17 protein-coding genes are annotated in these 17,325 nt (G+C 36.3%); 11 read left to right on the top strand and 6 right to left on the bottom strand.

Features of this window, described 5'->3' with window-relative positions:
- Nucleotides 1-58 precede the first annotated feature (58 nt).
- The 8 genes from J2772_RS23400 to J2772_RS23365 all read left to right on the top strand — a co-directional run bounded on the left by J2772_RS23400 (nucleotide 59) and on the right by J2772_RS23365 (nucleotide 8,431).
- Entirely contained in the window at nucleotides 59-940 is an 882-nt protein-coding gene (locus J2772_RS23400) for a cupin-like domain-containing protein (RefSeq protein ID WP_209921283.1), read from the top strand.
- An 87-nt stretch (nucleotides 941-1,027) separates the two neighbouring features.
- The gene (locus J2772_RS23395; protein ID WP_209921280.1) at nucleotides 1,028-1,750 is read left to right on the top strand and encodes a hypothetical protein; all 723 of its coding nucleotides are present in this window, start codon (nucleotides 1,028-1,030) and stop codon (nucleotides 1,748-1,750) included.
- 354 nt (nucleotides 1,751-2,104) lie between these two features.
- A complete protein-coding gene (locus J2772_RS23390) occupies nucleotides 2,105-2,938 on the top strand; it encodes a sigma-70 family RNA polymerase sigma factor (RefSeq protein WP_209921278.1) in 834 nt (277 codons plus the stop codon).
- Between the two features lie 44 nt (nucleotides 2,939-2,982).
- Nucleotides 2,983-3,564: an FMN-dependent NADH-azoreductase gene (locus J2772_RS23385; RefSeq protein ID WP_209921275.1), complete on the top strand. Its 582-nt coding sequence runs from the start codon at nucleotides 2,983-2,985 to the stop codon at nucleotides 3,562-3,564.
- Nucleotides 3,565-3,566: 2 nt separating this feature from the next.
- Complete coding sequence (locus J2772_RS23380) at nucleotides 3,567-3,923, top strand: nuclear transport factor 2 family protein (RefSeq protein WP_209921272.1); 357 nt, start codon at nucleotides 3,567-3,569, stop codon at nucleotides 3,921-3,923.
- 152 nt (nucleotides 3,924-4,075) lie between these two features.
- Complete coding sequence (locus J2772_RS23375; RefSeq protein ID WP_209921271.1) at nucleotides 4,076-4,459, top strand: hypothetical protein; 384 nt, start codon at nucleotides 4,076-4,078, stop codon at nucleotides 4,457-4,459.
- A gap of 119 nt (nucleotides 4,460-4,578) precedes the next feature.
- Nucleotides 4,579-7,389: a TonB-dependent receptor gene (locus tag J2772_RS23370; RefSeq protein WP_209921270.1), complete on the top strand. Its 2,811-nt coding sequence runs from the start codon at nucleotides 4,579-4,581 to the stop codon at nucleotides 7,387-7,389.
- 4 nt (nucleotides 7,390-7,393) lie between these two features.
- Entirely contained in the window at nucleotides 7,394-8,431 is a 1,038-nt protein-coding gene (locus tag J2772_RS23365) for a phytase (protein ID WP_209921268.1), read from the top strand.
- 310 nt (nucleotides 8,432-8,741) lie between these two features.
- On the opposite strand, the gene J2772_RS23360 is transcribed toward J2772_RS23365, so the two are convergent.
- On the bottom strand, nucleotides 8,742-10,994 hold the full coding sequence (locus J2772_RS23360; protein ID WP_209921266.1) for an ATP-binding cassette domain-containing protein: 2,253 nt from the start codon (nucleotides 10,992-10,994) through the stop codon (nucleotides 8,742-8,744).
- A 50-nt stretch (nucleotides 10,995-11,044) separates the two neighbouring features.
- Here J2772_RS23360 and J2772_RS23355 point away from each other — a divergent pair, with 50 nt between their 5' ends.
- The 3 genes from J2772_RS23355 to J2772_RS23345 all read left to right on the top strand — a co-directional run bounded on the left by J2772_RS23355 (nucleotide 11,045) and on the right by J2772_RS23345 (nucleotide 12,620).
- On the top strand, nucleotides 11,045-11,467 hold the full coding sequence (locus J2772_RS23355; RefSeq protein WP_209921263.1) for a MarR family winged helix-turn-helix transcriptional regulator: 423 nt from the start codon (nucleotides 11,045-11,047) through the stop codon (nucleotides 11,465-11,467).
- An 86-nt stretch (nucleotides 11,468-11,553) separates the two neighbouring features.
- Nucleotides 11,554-12,315, top strand: a complete 762-nt coding sequence (locus J2772_RS23350) for a hypothetical protein (protein ID WP_209921261.1) — start codon at nucleotides 11,554-11,556, stop codon at nucleotides 12,313-12,315.
- A 26-nt stretch (nucleotides 12,316-12,341) separates the two neighbouring features.
- Nucleotides 12,342-12,620 (top strand): hypothetical protein, encoded by a 279-nt coding sequence (locus J2772_RS23345; RefSeq protein WP_209921258.1) that lies wholly within the window; start codon nucleotides 12,342-12,344, stop codon nucleotides 12,618-12,620.
- A 271-nt stretch (nucleotides 12,621-12,891) separates the two neighbouring features.
- Here J2772_RS23345 and J2772_RS23340 read toward each other — a convergent pair whose 3' ends face one another.
- The 5 genes from J2772_RS23340 to J2772_RS23320 all read right to left on the bottom strand — a co-directional run bounded on the left by J2772_RS23340 (nucleotide 12,892) and on the right by J2772_RS23320 (nucleotide 17,283).
- Nucleotides 12,892-13,617 (bottom strand): sterol desaturase family protein, encoded by a 726-nt coding sequence (locus J2772_RS23340; protein ID WP_209921255.1) that lies wholly within the window; start codon nucleotides 13,615-13,617, stop codon nucleotides 12,892-12,894.
- Between the two features lie 161 nt (nucleotides 13,618-13,778).
- Nucleotides 13,779-14,048: a hypothetical protein gene (locus J2772_RS23335; RefSeq protein WP_209921253.1), complete on the bottom strand. Its 270-nt coding sequence runs from the start codon at nucleotides 14,046-14,048 to the stop codon at nucleotides 13,779-13,781.
- A 36-nt stretch (nucleotides 14,049-14,084) separates the two neighbouring features.
- Nucleotides 14,085-15,431 (bottom strand): S41 family peptidase, encoded by a 1,347-nt coding sequence (locus tag J2772_RS23330; protein ID WP_209921250.1) that lies wholly within the window; start codon nucleotides 15,429-15,431, stop codon nucleotides 14,085-14,087.
- 6 nt (nucleotides 15,432-15,437) lie between these two features.
- Nucleotides 15,438-16,178 carry a hypothetical protein gene (locus tag J2772_RS23325; RefSeq protein WP_245365316.1) on the bottom strand — a complete coding sequence of 247 codons (741 nt, stop codon included), beginning with the start codon at nucleotides 16,176-16,178 and terminating at the stop codon, nucleotides 15,438-15,440.
- Nucleotides 16,179-16,356: 178 nt separating this feature from the next.
- Complete coding sequence (locus J2772_RS23320; protein ID WP_209921247.1) at nucleotides 16,357-17,283, bottom strand: T9SS-dependent choice-of-anchor J family protein; 927 nt, start codon at nucleotides 17,281-17,283, stop codon at nucleotides 16,357-16,359.
- Nucleotides 17,284-17,325: the final 42 nt, after the last annotated feature.

Here is a 17,325-nt window from a genome sequence, read left to right as displayed (position 1 = left end):
AATTATTTTCACTTACTATCATAAATTATTAATAATTTAGCAGGATAATTTAAAACGAATGGGCATACTCCTTAAACCAATTGATATTGTAGATGACATTTCACAAGAAGATTTCCGTGAAAAATATCTGAAGCCTCGCAAGCCAGTGGTAATCAAAAACATGGCAAGAAATTGGCCTGCATATCAGAAATGGACAATGGAGTATATGAAAGAAGTAGTTGGTGATGTTGTTGTTCCTTTATATGACAGCGCTAAAGCTGATCCTGCAGCTCCCATCAACACTCCCACTACCAAAATGCCATTTGGTGAATACGTTGACCTGATCCAAAGGGAACCTACAGATTTAAGAATTTTCTTTTTTGATCCTATTAAATTTGCGCCTAAATTATTGGATGATTATATCCCGCCTAAGAATCTAATGGGTGGATTTTTGGATAAATATCCGAGTATGTTCTTCGGGGGTAAAGGTTCGGTAACGTTCCTTCACTATGATATTGATATGCCTCATATCTTCCATACGCATTTCAACGGAAGAAAGCATGTTCTTCTCTTCGAATACAAGTGGAAAACCCGTTTGTATAAACTTCCCTATGCAACTTATGCACTGGAAGATTATGATATCTCTAACCCTGATTTTGAAAAATTCCCGGCGTTGGATGGTATTGAAGGGATAGAATGTTACCTTGAACATGGAGACACCCTGTTCATGCCTACCGGTTGGTGGCACTGGATGAAATATCTGGATGGATCTTTCTCTCTTTCTCTTCGTGCATGGGATAAAAGCTGGGCTGTAAAAGCACATTCTTTATGGAATCTTGCTGTTCAACGTAATTTTGACAATTTCATGAAAGGCAGGTATAAAAAAAGATACATGGACTGGAAGGAAAGAAAATCTGTTGAAAGAGCCAATATCGCTCTGAAGAAGGGACTTCCGAAATAAATTACATCTACATCACTGGTTTTATGCGATCTGCAATTTAAAAATGATTAAATTGCATAGTGAACCCGTTCCCTTAATACCTCGTGTATGTTCGAAAAATTGATTGACAGTTTCGAGAAGCTATGTCTTCAGATTATTATTGAAATTCTACTGGTCCCGGTAACTATTTTTAAATTGTTTCAGGATCCCCGCCGTTGTTATGATTTGTCTGTTCATGAAATGGAGAAAGAAGAAACCGAACGATTTCATGATTATCTGTCGCCTATTAAGCTCTCTGTATATACTTCTGTTATTGTATCTGTACTGTTAATGGATTATGGCGGGCAACATAATTTCCTATCGAAGATCAAGGGATTAAGTATGGTAGAAAAAGCCTTATTTATCTTCCTGACAAACAATTTTACGGCAGTAGTATTCAGTGTTGTATTGTTATGGTATAAAAAAGAAAAAGTGAATACTGTGGCTTTCCGTACCTTACTTTTTTCTTTTATCTATACTACTGTTTATACTTCTACTCCTTTTTTTATCCTTATCTTTTCGGTGATGTTCCTTGGACAGACCATAGATGTACAATCCTATATTGACCATCTTGACAAAATTGCAAGTTCCGGAGCCTATAGTTCCAGAGATTACATTTTTTTTATTATTTTCTTTCTGTTTTTTGCCATAGGAATCATTGGGTTGTTTAAACTATTCAAAGCCCTTCATCATATTCTGAAAGAAAACTTCCGTTATCATCCTTATGTGGTATGGTTCTTTACCTTATTGTTTTTTCTTATACAGCTTTATTACGCCAAAGGTTTTGTATAGAAATACAATCTGAACTCAGAATAATCTATTTTTATTCCTGTCATTATATCATGCAATTTATCATCCTTAAAAAGGGAGTTATTAAGATTTAATGAAAACTGTAACCTTTTTTATTGAAACTTATTCAGATTAATCCAGCACAATTATCAAAAATTTAACAATAATAACTTTCCCTTCTATTTAACCACAGATGACCAGATTTTCACAGATCATGATGTATATTTTGTTAATCATGATGTAGCAAAGTAACTATTGAAGTTTAACGAGAAGATCTTTTATCTTTTATCTTTTATCTTTTATCTTTTAATTATCTGTCACGTTTTCTTCACTAAGTTTGTCTTAAAAAGAAATGTCATGCAGGAAAATTACAACAGGCTGCTTACCTATGCCTATAATATTACCGGCTCCTATGAGGATTCTCAGGATTTGGTACAGGATGTAATCGAAAAATATATTTCTTTGGATCAATCTGAGATCAGGAATGAGACTAATTTTCTGATCAAAAGCACCATTAATCATGCGATTAATTTTAAAAACAGACACAGCAAAAAAATGGTCTATGGTGAGTGGCTACCCGAGCCTCTTTCTTTTGAAAATGCAGAAAATAAATTGATTAAAGAACAAACTGCCCGCTATACCCTGCTTGTTCTTTTAGAAAAACTGAATGCAAGAGAACGTGCCGTATACATTTTAAAGGAAGCCTTTGATTATTCTCATCAGGAGATTGCAGAAACCCTCGATATTTCAGTGGAAAATTCTAGAAAGCTCTTAAGCCGTGCTGGAAAGCAATTGCAGGATATAAAATACAAACCGGATAGCATAAACATCTCTGCTCATACTGATATTCTTCAGCAATATCAAATAGCTCTAAGTGAAGGAGATGTTCTCAATATTGAAAAGCTGCTTATTGACGAGATCAAACTGTCCGCAGACGGTGGAAAACGTGTACGTGTTATCAAAGCAGTGGAAGTTGGAAAATCGGCTACAGCACAACTTCTGGCTTATGTACAACAGCAGTTTTTAGGTAAAAAGCCTCATACTTTTCATATCATCAATCATCAGCCTGCAATCTGTTTCTGGCAGGACAGCCGTATTTATAACTGTCACATCCTGGATATTGATGCTGAGGGCATGATCCGTGAAATTTATTCTATTGTAGACCCAGAAAAACTAAAAAGACTGCAATAATCTGTCACGTTTCAGAAAGGCAGTGTGTCTTTAAAGAAAAAAGAATGAACACACTTCTAAGAATCGACAGCAGTTTAAGAACAGAGCAATCTTATTCAAGAACATTAGGGGATTATTTTATTCAGCAATGGAAAATAAAGAACCCACACGGAATGATCCTGGAAAGAGATGTTACCAGACAGCTTATCCCTCACATTACCCAACAGACCGTAAATGCTTTCTTCAGTGAAAATCCTGACACGGAAAGTATTCATCTATCTGACGAACTGATTGATGAATTATACCAATGTAACGAAATTCTAATTACCTGTCCCATGTACAATTATGGGATTCCTTCTTCATTGAAGGCATACTTTGACAGCGTTATCAGAACCAAGAAAACGTTTACAGGAAATATATCTCTTAAAGGGTTGCTTGAAAACAAAAAGTCCTATATCATTTCTTCAATGGGAGGTATGACTTCCGAAACACGAAATCCTTTGGAAAACCATCTGACCTTACTATTAAATCATATAGGAATTACTGATATCTGCTATTTCCCATTGAATGGTACTGTGGTAGATGAGATCAATAATACAGAAAAGATCACTTTACAGCGATCCAAAATTTTAAAACAACTCAATTAACTATGGAACATATCAAACAGACCATCGAACAATTTATTAAAGGTGGTGACAATAATGACCCAGCATTTTTAGAAGAAATTCTTCATGAAAATTATCAGAATATTCAGGATGGATTTTTTGATAAACCGGGAATTTTCATCATCCCTAAGCAGGAATACATAAGCTTCGTACGTAATAAAATATTTGGTGGAAAGCCCCGTCACATTACCTTTCATTCTCTGGAACAGAAAAACAATATTGCGTATGCCCAGGTTTCTCTTGAAAGTTCAGCCTTACGGTTTTCATCTCTCATTACCTGTGTAAAAGAAAATGGAAAATGGCAGGTTATTACGAATGTTCCTTCTATAGAAACTAAATAATTCACAAGCCACGGATGTACGAATAAATTTTTGATTCGTACATCCGTGGCTTACACCAAGAAGCTTTATAATTATTTTCTCAATAAACCGTTTACAAATGTTATCGTTTGCTCATCAACTTTGGATATAACTTTGTGTCATAACAATACCTTATGAAACAGATTATCCAACAGGTTTTCATCAGTATCTTAGAAAATCCTGTATTTGATTTATCATTAATTGAAAAATATTTCTCGAAAGATTACATTCAGTTTGTAGATCATACCCAACTTAATTATGAAGAGTTCATTCTGCATATTCAGAAGCTGAAAGAAAAAGTAGCTGAACAAAAAATTGACTTCATTAATTATGCTGAAAATGGGAATATCATTTTTACCCATCATGTAGCAAAATCAGTATTGAAAAATGGAAGCATTGTACTGCATAAAGTATTGGCTGAGTTTACGATTCAGAAAGGCAAGATTATACGGTGTGATGAATTAACTCTGTTATTGGAAGGAGACTTTTCTGCAAAAAATCTTGGGTCCGAAGTTTAATAAAGTCCTGCACTTCGGCTTCAGTATGAACAAATCTTAAAACAACGTTAATTTTAACTTCAAAGCATTCCCCAAACAGACGTTTAATTTTGTTGTGATTTTTATCTAAATAAAAGAAAGTGAAGAAAATTTTTACATCTGTTTTGTTTTGTGCTTCTCTATTTTTCTATGCACAAACCGGAACTCTTTCCGGAAACATCAATGACGACTCTAAAATTGCCCTACCAGGAGCCAAAATTTCCTTACATCCAGGCAATATCTATACAACATCCGATGAACATGGAAATTTTGTGTTTCTAAATGTTCCTCCAGGAAATTACACCATGAAGGTAGATTATCTGGGATATGGAGCCCATCAGTATAATGTGATTGTAGAATCTGAAAAAAATACGAAGCAAAACATTGTTTTCGATAAAAAAGAAACAAGCATTGCCGAAATAGTGGTTTCCGGAGCTACATTGAAAAACCAGGCAAGAGCTTTGAACAAGCAAAAGAACAATTCCAACATTACCAATGTTATCTCTGCTGACCAAATCGGACGTTTTCCTGATGCCAATATTGGAGATGCTTTAAAACGTGTTCCCGGAATTACGATACAGAACGATCAGGGGGAAGCCAGAAACCTCATCATCAGAGGTCTGGCTCCCAATCTGAACTCTGTAACCTTAAATGGCGACAGAATTCCTTCTGCTGAAGGCGATAACCGTAATGTTCAGATGGATCTTATTCCTTCTGATATGATTTCCACGATTGAAGTTAATAAAACCCTTACTCCTGATATGGATGCTGATGCCATTGGTGGTTCCGTTAACCTTATTACCAGAGCTTCTCCTAACGGACAAAGGATTTCTGCTACCTTAGCCGGAGGATACAACCCTATCCGTGAAAAAGGAAATTATACGGCAGGATTGGTCTATGGAAACCGTTTTCTGAATAAAAAACTGGGAGCCGTATTCAGTTTTTCCTATAACAACAATAATTTTGGTTCAGACAATATAGAACCTGTGTGGAGCCAGGCCAATGACCGTGCTCAAACGGTTTATATAAGCAAAATGGGCGTTCGCCACTATAATGAGCACCGTATCAGACATAGTTTTGATTTGAATATGGATTACGAGTTCAATTCTAAAAATAAGATCTATGCTTCTGCCATGTATAATTTCAGAAATGACAAGGAAAACAGATTTGCTCTCGGTTATAAAATAAAACCGGTTTACAATGCGGATGAATCTGAAATTATAGACTGGAAAGGCAGTATCACCAGACAAAACAAAGGTGGAGATGCCGCTAATGACAATACCCGTCTTGAAAAGCAAAAAGTTCAAAACTATGCTTTACGAGGAGAGCATTTGCTTGGCTCTAAGGTAGATCTTGACTGGTCTATGAATTACGCTACCGCAAGTGAAGATAAACCTCATCAGCGATATATCGAATTCGAAAACAGTAAGATGAACTTCTCACCGGACCTTAGCAATCCGAGAACACCTATGTTCAATCTTCTTGCAGCGGATAATCTGGGGAGCTATAAACTAAGTGACCTTTCTGATGCTAATAGTTACACTCAGGAAAAGGAATTTGGAGCTAAAGTGAATGTACGTTTCCCATTTTCTGTGATTGATGGCCAAAAAGGAAGACTTCGTACCGGAGCAAGACTCCGTTTGAAAGAAAAAGAAAGAGAGAATGACTTTTATGCATTCACACCTACAAGCAGCATGGGAAGCCTTCTGTCTGTACCCACCCAATATCTTGACGGTCATAACTTTCAGCCAGGAAATTATATTCCGGGAACATTTGTTGATCCCGCCTATTTAGGTGGATTAGATTTGTTTAACCCTGCCTTATTCAATGGGAAATCGAAACCTTCGAAATTCCTTTCCAACAACTATAATGCAAAAGAGCAGATTTATGCCGGATATATCCGTTGGGACCAGGATTTCAATGATAAACTTTCCATGATCGTAGGAGCACGTGTGGAAACTACCAAGATTGATTATACCGGAAATTATGTCATGAACGAAAGTGATCTGGTTGGAAAAATCAACAATACCAATACCTATACAAACGTACTTCCGAACTTATCCTTCAAGTATGTTCCGGTTCAGGATCTTGTCCTTCGTGCAGCATTTACCACTGCCCTTGCACGCCCCAATTATTACTCGTTGGTACCTTATCTTAACGTTATTTCAGAAGACGAAATTATTTCAGCAGGAAATCCTAACCTGAAAGCAACCTACGCTTACAATTTCGATTTCATGGCAGAAAAGTACTTTAAGTCTGTGGGAATTCTGTCCGGAGGGATTTTTTACAAAAGCCTGAAAGACTTTATTTATACTTTTTCCCGAAGAAATTATACAACGAATGACTTTGCCAGCGACTTTTCAGGGCAATCCAACCCTATTCCGGCAGGCGATAGCAACTGGAAATTTACCCAGCAGCGCAATGGAGATAATGTAAATATCTATGGTTTTGAAGTCGCTTTACAAAGACAATTAGATTTCATCCCTGGAGCATTCTGGAAAGGTATGGGAATCTATGTCAACTATACTTATACCCATTCCAAAGCCAAAGGAATCACCAATGATGAAGGTACTGAAAGAACAGATGTAGGTTTTCCGGGAGCCGCTCCCCATATGTTCAACGGATCACTTTCATGGGAAAACAAACGTTTTTCTGCCAGAGTTTCTATGAACTACGCTTCTCACTATATTGATGAACTGGGTGGAAAACCTTTTGATGACCGTTATTATGATAAACAGTTTTTTCTGGATGCCAATGCTTCCTATAAAATTACAAGCCAGCTAAGAGTTTTTGCAGAAGCCAATAATCTCACCAATCAGCCGTTAAGATATTACCAGGGTATTCCAAGCAGAACGGCACAGGCAGAATATTACAGACCACGATTTACCTTAGGAGTGAAATTCGATTTTTAAGAACATGAAGAAGATAACATATTATATCGCAGCACTTGCTGTTGTTCCTTTTGTAATGAGTTGCAAAGGACAGACTCAAGCAGGAGAAAAATTAAAGCCAACCGTTATTACAGAAACTGTGGTGCATGATACTGATGATCCGGCCATATGGATCAATCCTAAAGATGCATCAAAGAGTATCATCATTGGAACAGATAAAGATACCGATGGCGGACTGTATGCCTTTGATCTTAATGGTAAAATCACCCATAAAGTATCAGGATTGAAACGTCCCAATAATGTGGATATTGAATATGGTTTTGATTTAAATGGAAAAAAGACAGATATCGCAGCGGTTACAGAACGTGAAACCAATAAGGTAAAGCTGTATTCTCTTCCTGAATTGAAAGAAGTTGGCGAAATTTCTGTCTTCGAGGGTGAAGCAGAACGTGGACCAATGGGAATTTCCATGTATAAAAATCCAAAAACAGGAGATATTTTTGTGATTGTCGGAAGAAAATCAGGACCAAAAGACGGTTATGTATGGCAATATAAGCTTTCGGAAAAGAATGGACATATCACAGGAGATGTTGTCCGTAAGTTTGGAAAATACAGCGGTCTGAAGGAGATTGAAAGTATCGCAGTGGATGATGAACTGGGATATATTTATTATTCTGATGAACAATTTGGCGTTCACCAATATCATGCAGACCCGGCAAAAGGAAATGAAGAGCTTGTTGTTTTTGGACAAGGCGATTTTACATCTGATGTGGAAGGTATATCCATCTATCCTACTTCCAAAGGCAAAGGATATATTTTGGTTTCCGATCAGCAGAATGATTCCTTCAATGTCTATCTGAGAGAAAACCCGGCAAAAGGAAGAATTGCTGCCATCCCGGTTTCTACCCTTGAAAGTGATGGTTCGGAAGTAACGAATGTAAATTTAGGTCCAAAATTCCCCAAAGGAGTTTTTGTAGCCATGAGTAATGGTAGAGTTTTTCATATGTATGACTGGAGGCTTCTTGAAGAGAGAATTCAAAATGCTATAAAAGCAAAAAAATAATTTTTTAAACACTAATATTTTCATAAATAACACAATATTACCATTGTCAGCATTCATGGTTATTTATAATTAAATGTGTGTTTAGATAATTACTCTAAATCATTAGGATTAATAAGGGTTTAAGAAGAATTAAGAGAAGTTTCGCTTGAAGGTTGAAATTTACCCAAAACCGAAAGATTTACTCTTAATTTTTCTTATCCTCTTCAAAATTTTAATGGTTTATTTTTTTAGAATTCTTCTCAACTCATATTTTCACAAACAGCACAATGCTGTCTTCAACACCAGTGAAAATTTGTGCTTCAATTTGTGTTTACGTAATAATATGTTTTCTCAGAAATTCTGCAGTATAGGATATGTTATTTTCCAATAAATCTGCAGGCGTTCCTTCAAACAGAACTTTCCCACCAAATTTTCCGGCACCTGGACCGATATCAATAATCCAGTCAGCCTGAGCAATGATGTCCAGATTGTGTTCTATAACAATTAATGTATTATTCTGGTCTACAAGATCATTAAAAAAAGACAGCAGCTTTTGAGTATCGCTTGGATGGAGCCCTGTACTTGGCTCATCCAGCACAATAATCTGGTTCGTATTCTTCAGTTCTCTGGTGAGTTTCAAACGCTGCCTTTCACCTCCGGAAAAGCTATCCAGCCGTTGCCCTAATGTCAGATAATCCAGCCCCAGCTTTATCAGCAGATCAATGCTTTTGGCAATATTTTTATCGGTAAAAAAATCCTTTGCCTCTAATACCGTCATATTCATCACTTCTACAATATTTTGATGATGATATTGATATTGAAAAACTTTCGGATCAAAACCGGAACCACTACATACTTCACATGGCTGTTCTATATCATCCATAAAAGCTAAATCTATCTTTTCCACTCCCAATCCCTTACAGTTTTTACAGGCTCCTTCACTATTCCGGCTAAAAAGTTTTTCCGAAACATGATTACATTCTGAAAACAATTTTCGCACAGTATCAGAGAGGTTTAAGTAGGTTAAAAGATTTGAGCGGCTACTTGCTGTAAACAAAGACTGGTCTATCACCGTTAAATCCTGATAAAATGCAGGCAGAACATGGTTAATTAAAGTACTTTTTCCGGAACCGGCTACGCCGGTAACAACAGTCATAACCCCTACCGGGATATCGACACTTATATTTTTAAGGTTATGGAGATTAGCATTTCTGATCTCAAGATAACCTTTAGGTTTTCGGCACAAGCCTTTAATAGCAGTCTTTTTCTTAAAATAGGCCCCTGTTTTTCCTTTAGATTTTTTTAAATTGATGAAATCACCTTCATAGATCACTTCACCCCCATTTTTTCCTGAACCCGGGCCCATATCTATGATCCAATCTGCTCTTTTAATAAGATCCGGATCATGCTCCACTACCAAAACAGAGTTGCCTTTATCTTTGATCTGTTGTATAATGTGATTAATATTCTCAAGATCCTTAGGGTGTAAACCAATACTTGGTTCATCAAAGATATAGAGTAAGTCTACGAGACTATTTCCCAAACTTTTCACCATTTTTATTCGTTGAGATTCTCCTCCTGAAAGTGTATTGGTACTTCGGCCCAGTGTAAGATACTGTAAACCTATATCAATGATATTCTGCAGCTTTCCGGAAAGTTCTTTAATAATTACTTCATATGCTTCTGATTCCAGACTGTTGATAAACTCCAATAGCTCATCAATGGAAAATGCTGTACAGTCTGCAATATTTTTGCCTTTGATTTCACAGCTTAAAATCCTTTCATTTAGCCGTTTTCCCTGACAGGATGGACAGGTCTTTGTGACCACCACATTACGCAAAGCATCTTTTCTTGTCAGATTTTCTTTGGAATCTTTTTTAAGAAATGTTTTTTCAATCCGGGGAATAATTCCTTCATATTTTACAGTTTTTCCCCAATTTTCATCCGGATGTTTGGGTTTATGCTCAGGTGCATATAACAGGATGTCTAGTTCCTGGGAAGTAAAATCTTTCAACTTTTTATCATTATCAAAATAGCCAGACTGGGTGTACCTTGTTAAACGCCATCCACCGGGCTGAAAGGTTGGAAACTGAATTGCTCCCTCATTTAAAGATTTTGTCTGATCGATCAGGGTTTTAACATCCACTGTCTGTACAAAACCCAACCCCTCGCATTCAGTACACATTCCCTGCGGATTATTGAACGAAAATACATTGGAATACCCTACAAAAGGATGTCCCATTCTTGAAAACAAAAGCCTCAGAGAAGCATAAACATCTGCAGCGGTTCCTACTGTGGAACGTGCATTTCCGCCCAACCTCTTCTGATTGATGATAATAGGAACATTCAGGTTTTCAATTTTATCTACATCCGGGATTCCGTAATGCTGTAACCGGTTTCTGATAAAACTGTTCTGTGTTTCATTAATCTGCCGCTGTGCCTCGGCTCCTATGGTCTCAAATACCAGAGAAGATTTCCCGGAACCTGATACTCCCGTAAAAACAACGATCTTATATTTGGGTATTTTTATGGAAATATTCTTGAGATTATTCTGTCTCGCATGGGTAATTTCTATGTTTTCCATTTTAAATTATTAACTTTGTTAATAGTTAACCAAGTTAATTAATTTATTCCATGAAACCAATTGAAAAAAATTTTTTTGATACTTTTACCGATTTCCAATGCCTTATTCTCGCTCATATGAACAGAGGAGATATTAACGGAATAACAGCCTCTCATTACAATATCATAGAATTTATTCTTCGTAAAAAAGGATCAACAGGAAAAGAGATATCTTCTGCTTTTAAAATCACACCGGCAGCAGTTTCAAAGCAACTGAAACCTCTCATCAACAATGATTTTATTACTCAGGAGCAGGATGAGACAGACCGTAGAAAATTCATACTTTCCGTCACTGAAAAAGGAAAATTTGTAGTTGAAAACTCTGAAACATTCCGAAAAAAAATTACCCAGCAAACTACAACAATACTTAGTCCGGCTGAACTTGAACAGTTTAATTATCTGTTAAGCAAGGTTTTGAGTGAAATCAAGCTTTAATACTCCAGATTCCTTGTAATTAATCGTATTTTTGAAAGATACTCTTTGTAACACACTAAATTATTAAAAAAATTAATTTCAACTCTATGAATGAACTCATCAAACTTTTTCCGGCTTATGAAGATGTGTTTTATGATGACCTGGAAAACCATAAAAAATATTTTCTGCCTATCTGTTCTTTTAATCTTCAACTGCTTGACCCTTCTAAAAATGAATGGCTTCATATTGTTTCTGTAAAGGAAATTTATGATGGCTGTGTAGGAGAAGGGCGTGAAGAATATCATACTCAATTTACGAAAGCAGATATGCTGGGTTTTGATATTATTGATGGCAAATATAAATTCGATGCAGACTGGAATTATTTTCAAACCTCTACAGAAATCACTCCGGAACAATATGGTGAAGAGTTCTCTGATCTGGACATTGAATATAATATGAATGAAGCCATGTACCAGCTGAAAAAAGCTTACTACAACAAACATGGTAAATTATATGACAAATACTCTTACAGACCTGGGCTAACCGTAGATGACATCCGCAGACTGGAAAGACTTCGCCAGCTAACCGTTGAAGATCTTGAAAAAGATGAAGATTCGGAGTATATGGTTGAAAGAGCAGAGAAAAAATTACATGGTATCTTTGAAGAGCTTAATATTGAGAAAAAGAGCCTTGAAGACAGTGATTTTGGTGGTGATAACCTTATAAACAAACCCACTCTGAATGATAAATCATTAGACTATATAGGCTGTATTGAAGGCTATGATTTTCAAGAAAATGCTGCTGATCAGATCTATTTATTCCATGATGATTCAATCAAAAAAGCAGTGATCTGCTTTGAATACACTTAAGATCTACATCATAATTTTATTAAAAAATGTCAAAAAAATATACTGAATGTTCCCTGCATGGGAAGCAGAAAATAGGTTTGCTATGTACCCATCTTGCCCATAGTCTTTTGGATCGGGTTCCTGTTGGTTTTCATCAATATGACGAAGGTGATCTTGGCCGTCCTGATGCCTGGTGCAATAAGTGTGAAGAAGCTCAGGAAGAGGTTGAAACGGATCAGGAACAGGAAAACTGGTTTACCAATTGTGATTATAAAATCCTTTGTGCAGCATGCTGGGATGAAGCCAAGGAACTGAATGAAAATTAGTACTGGGAAACAGAAGATAGAAGCTGTTATTCTCAACACAAAGATCTCAAAGTTTTTGTAATCTATAATGTAAAAGACCGCAAAGGCATTTCACTCAGCAATGGATAATCATTAAAATTCCTATATGTTTCAGTTTTTTACCAGATAGACACATAGGTTTTTAAAATGTTGGATTATTTTATTTGGCATTCGTAGTGGCTAAAAATGCTATCAAATATCTGCAAGAGAATTTATCACTCCTAATTTTATTCAAATATTTTCCCGGCCCATATTATCTTCTATATGTTCCAAACAGTCTATCCCAAATGGAGGTATAAAATCCAAAGTTTTTAGTTTCATCCACATGGTGCTGGTTATGGAATCTGGTAGTTCCTACAAAGAACTTGTCAAAGCGGGCTGGAAAAAATTCACGGTTCAGATGTCCAATGGTTCCCCAAATAAGGTTAATGAACAGGTAAATAGAAATGGAAATAACCGAAAAATCATAACATAGTAATAACATCAGCATCATCAATCCAAACCCTATGGTTTCAAAAGGATGAAGAACAAAAAGGCTCAAATAATTGGTACTTACATGCTCATGGTGCTTTCCGTGGATCATTTTATAGACAAAAGGTAAATGGGCGGCATAGTGAAAGAAATACATGAAGAGATCCATTAAAAGAAGTAATACTATAACCTCCAGGCTGATTCTCATCCCCGATTGGGTATTTCCCAGTTCAATCCAGCCTTTCTTCCATAGAAAAACACCTATCAGCATGACCATGCTATTACAGACAACGGTAAAAAGGCTAAGATAAAAATCTGATGCTGAAACAGGATGATCTTTTTCCTGCAATGGGCTTTTACGGCAGGTTTTATCTATGAAAAGATACAATCCAATGGAAAATAAATACAAAAAAACATTGCTAATCAGGCTGAACACCATCCATTGTGGCCAGGAAAACTGCCAAAATATATTTAAATAATCAGAAAGTACAGTCTCATTAATATTCATAAAAGCATCTTCTTTCAACTTGATGTTATAAATGTATGAATTTTGAAATAAAATAAGGAAATAAAGCCAATGTAAACATCAGATGGAAGATCATTGAACCCTCTCTGGTTCAAAAAGACAATTCTGTTATCTAATACCCATGATTAAGTTTTAAAAACATATTATTTCTCTCTCGTTTTTCTCTTAATTTCCCGGAGCCTCACCGTTAGTTTTCTTCTTAGATCGTTATGATATGCCCTGTATTTCCTTATGCTCTCTTCAAGATTTTTTTTATTCATAAGGTATTCTTCATACAAATTACTCAACTCAGCAATCTGTGTATTGACGTCAGATGAACGGATTTCAGAATCATCTGCTGCTTCTATCAGCAAACGGTAATACTCTATACGACTGGTTAGGCTGGTGTGGAGTTTTGGTTCTATTCCCTGCATGGTTTTAATTTTTCTTTTTTAATGTCAGTGCATATTCTATAAATCCTTTCCAACAGCTATAGGAGGAACATCGCTCTGATATAAAATCTTCACTCCTTCAGCAGATTCTTTTTGATTTCCAGATTTAAAATAAGTTCCATTCAAAACAGAAGAAATCAAAGTTTCATCAGGATGCCCTAAAGATAATAAAGGCAGTACAGCATACTCATTAACTGGAACCTGTGGGGAAATCCCATTGCTGTACTCACCCACTCCATTGGCATTAAATACTTTATAAATTACCGGATGAATCTGCCAACGGATTTTTTGAGGCTTACGTTTGTCTTCTACAGTGAAGCCTGCCATATCTTTTCCTAGTGTTACCTCTCCTACCTGAGTAACCTGCATATAAGGCTTCAGATTATTGATAACTATTTCAGCAGCAGAGGCCGTACTGTTTGAAGTCAGAATATAAACTTTATTCAAGCCTAAAGCATTTGTGCGTAACGTATTAAAATCAAGGGCTTTCGGGTCATAGGCAATTTGTTGAGAGAATGTTCTTTTTACTTCGCCGCCATTTTTATTTCCTTTAAAAATAATGAATGGAGAAGCAGATGTTATTCCGGAAGGAATCAGAGAACAAAGAGCAGCGGCTGCAGATACTGATCCGCCATAATTGTACCGAAGATCAAGAATCAATTCCTGTACTCCGGCAGCTTTAAATTCTGCAAAAGTTTGGCTGAGTTTCTGCGTCATCCCATCCGGGAAATCATAGACATACAGATAGCCTGCCTTTTTGCCGTTTTTTTCAAATATTTTAGACAATAGCGGTTGTTCAAAAGATAATCCATAATATACCTTAACCTCCTTTTCATCAGCAACAGTATCATTCTTCCAATTTCCTACGGTGAGATCCAGAACGGTAAGATCTTTCATGGTTGAAGTGATAGACTCAGCATTGCTTGCCGTCACTGTTTTCCCGTTAATTCTGGTAATGATCATTCCACGTTCAAGCCCTGCATTAGACGCCGGAGAGTCATTAAGAACTAATTTAATTACTGTTACTACATCTCCATTTGCCTGTTGAATAACGGTATAATCAAAGCCATACATATTCCGGATCGAACGTGGATAACTGGAAGGTTCCTCAGTATTGACAATAAAAGAGAAGCGATCCTGAGGAGCCAGCAGACTTTTAAAAAAATCTTTTACAGGTAGGTGATAATCCGGTTTAGCGGGCATCTGATCTGCCCAGTAATAATATCGCTTCAGACTATCTTGCACCCAAAGATTAACAGATTCTGTACTTCCTTCAGGAAAGACAGGTGCATTTTCATCATTTTCCGTGCAGGAAATAAGGATGATTATAATCGCTATGAACTGAAGTTTTAAAAATTTTCTCATCCCTGATTATAAATATTCTGCCACATCTACATCTCCTTTTACTACCCATACTCCATTTTCTAATTTTTCCTGGAGTACAATCATATTAGCCCCCATATCCTGTTTTATTTTCACCTTAATCATTGCAGATCCTGCATAAGGTTCTGTAGTTCCCGGCTTGTACAATTCAAGATACACCGGAGCCGTTGAGCTGAAAGAACTATAGATTTTTACTGGAGTGAAACTATCTTTTCCGATATTATCAAATTCTGCCAGTACAGTTCCGTTTTCTCTTTTTAAAACGCCTTTTACATTTTTAAGGGATGATCCTGAAAATTCACCCAGATTCGGGAAAATAAATTCAAAACCTACTTTCCCAAAATTAACCTGTGGTTTTATCACCTCAGCCTGCAGGAAGATTCCCGGAAGATTGAAGAAGTATAATTTTTTATATTCCTCTATATTATCATAGGTAATATTATATTGTACAACTTCCTTCCCTGTCTCATTATTATATATTGCCAGCTTGTTGGTTTCTCCCTGATCCATTACAAACTGAAGCGTGGTTTCTATTTTATTGGTATAGGAGATTTCCCCGTCAATAGATACAGGTTCTCCGTTAAACCTCAGCTGAAGTACATCAGGTTTGGAGAATCCTTTTACAGTTACTTCTCCTGGTTTTTGTGCTACATCATATCTCTCCATTACAGTATTGTCTGTACAGGAAAACAATAGGATACATAATAGTAGTGCAAAGATCTTATTCATCTTTTATAGTATTTTGAACTTAAAAAATATTGCCCTGCTTATTGTGCAGGGCAACACACAATTATAAAAAAACTAGTTGGATATGTTCTGGATAGCCTCTTTTTTCAAAACAGCCATCCATTATTGTATATTAAAATTTCATGTTTTGTTTCATGGTCAGTTAAAAAAAGCAGAATGTTTATTTTTTAATAAAATTCAAACGTTCCGTGATTTTTCCATCAGTTATTTCTGCAATATATACTCCTTCTGATAAACCTGCGATATTAATTAATTTTGAATACTGAGTGGTAAGAACTTTCTGCCCTGCTGCATTATAAAGATGAACGGTTGTTTTATTTTCTTTTAATGCGGGGTTAAGTTGTAACTGTAAGTATTCTTTTACAGGATTTTCTGCGATTTTTGTCAGATTTTCTTTCTTTTTTACATCCTTTGTGCTCAAGGTATTTGATGCAGCATAAATAGCCATTTCATCAATATTGATATTCATGATATTATTCCCGCTAGCATTTCTGTTGGCCCACATTCCTATATAAATTTTCTTTCCTGCAAAAGCTGAAAGATCAACAAGATTTTCTACAAACTGAGTGAGGTCTGCCGGAAAAGGATTAGTTGATGAACCCACCTGTATTTTATATGGACTTTGCAGATAATTTCCTGCTCCATCTACTGCCAGGGCCTTAAAATCTGCTAAAACAGGAACTTCTTTTTGAGGTGTACTTACATAGATATAAAGATCCCTACCCACAATAAGATGGGAAGCTCTCTGTCTTCCAATAGAAGAAGTAAGAGTGATTGTTCCAGATGCACTTGTAAGGTCAATCTGTGGAGAAATAATCCAGTCATCTTCAGTCCCAAACCCTGCTGCGCTTCCAGTGGGAACCAGGTTTGTAGAGTGTCTAAGAACACCGGCACTTCCATAGGTTAAAGAGGTACCATTGTGATAAATATTGGCTCCTTGAAGCCACCCGTTATTGTTGCCATTCAGATCATGGAATGTCCATCCCTGAAGATCGGCAGGAGTGTCAAAAGTATTTCCCCATACCAGAGTTTGTGCTGTGGCCAGCTGAGATAAAAACAAAACAGATGATAAAATTATTTTTTTCATGATACTGATTATTAAGATTTTTAAGAAAAAAAGCAAGGAATG

The sequence above is a fragment of the Chryseobacterium jejuense genome, from assembly GCF_017877355.1.
GTDB lineage: Bacteria > Bacteroidota > Bacteroidia > Flavobacteriales > Weeksellaceae > Chryseobacterium > Chryseobacterium jejuense_A.
This window is presented reverse-complemented; position numbering and strand designations above follow the sequence as displayed.

Bases quoted from the DNA above. Each gene is read 5' to 3' on its own strand.
- J2772_RS23320 (WP_209921247.1), bottom strand. From the start codon at position 17,283: ATGAAAAAAATAATTTTATCATCTGTTTTGTTTTTATCTCAGCTGGCC.
- J2772_RS23345 (WP_209921258.1), top strand. From the start codon at position 12,342: ATGTCAAAAAAATATACTGAATGTTCCCTGCATGGGAAGCAGAAAATA.
- J2772_RS23365 (WP_209921268.1), top strand. From the start codon at position 7,394: ATGAAGAAGATAACATATTATATCGCAGCACTTGCTGTTGTTCCTTTT.
- J2772_RS23375 (WP_209921271.1), top strand. From the start codon at position 4,076: ATGAAACAGATTATCCAACAGGTTTTCATCAGTATCTTAGAAAATCCT.
- J2772_RS23400 (WP_209921283.1), top strand. From the start codon at position 59: ATGGGCATACTCCTTAAACCAATTGATATTGTAGATGACATTTCACAA.
- J2772_RS23340 (WP_209921255.1), bottom strand. From the start codon at position 13,617: ATGAATATTAATGAGACTGTACTTTCTGATTATTTAAATATATTTTGG.
- J2772_RS23390 (WP_209921278.1), top strand. From the start codon at position 2,105: ATGCAGGAAAATTACAACAGGCTGCTTACCTATGCCTATAATATTACC.
- J2772_RS23350 (WP_209921261.1), top strand. From the start codon at position 11,554: ATGAATGAACTCATCAAACTTTTTCCGGCTTATGAAGATGTGTTTTAT.
- J2772_RS23330 (WP_209921250.1), bottom strand. From the start codon at position 15,431: ATGAGAAAATTTTTAAAACTTCAGTTCATAGCGATTATAATCATCCTT.
- J2772_RS23325 (WP_245365316.1), bottom strand. From the start codon at position 16,178: ATGAATAAGATCTTTGCACTACTATTATGTATCCTATTGTTTTCCTGT.
- J2772_RS23355 (WP_209921263.1), top strand. From the start codon at position 11,045: ATGAAACCAATTGAAAAAAATTTTTTTGATACTTTTACCGATTTCCAA.
- J2772_RS23380 (WP_209921272.1), top strand. From the start codon at position 3,567: ATGGAACATATCAAACAGACCATCGAACAATTTATTAAAGGTGGTGAC.
- J2772_RS23360 (WP_209921266.1), bottom strand. From the start codon at position 10,994: ATGGAAAACATAGAAATTACCCATGCGAGACAGAATAATCTCAAGAAT.
- J2772_RS23335 (WP_209921253.1), bottom strand. From the start codon at position 14,048: ATGCAGGGAATAGAACCAAAACTCCACACCAGCCTAACCAGTCGTATA.
- J2772_RS23385 (WP_209921275.1), top strand. From the start codon at position 2,983: ATGAACACACTTCTAAGAATCGACAGCAGTTTAAGAACAGAGCAATCT.
- J2772_RS23395 (WP_209921280.1), top strand. From the start codon at position 1,028: ATGTTCGAAAAATTGATTGACAGTTTCGAGAAGCTATGTCTTCAGATT.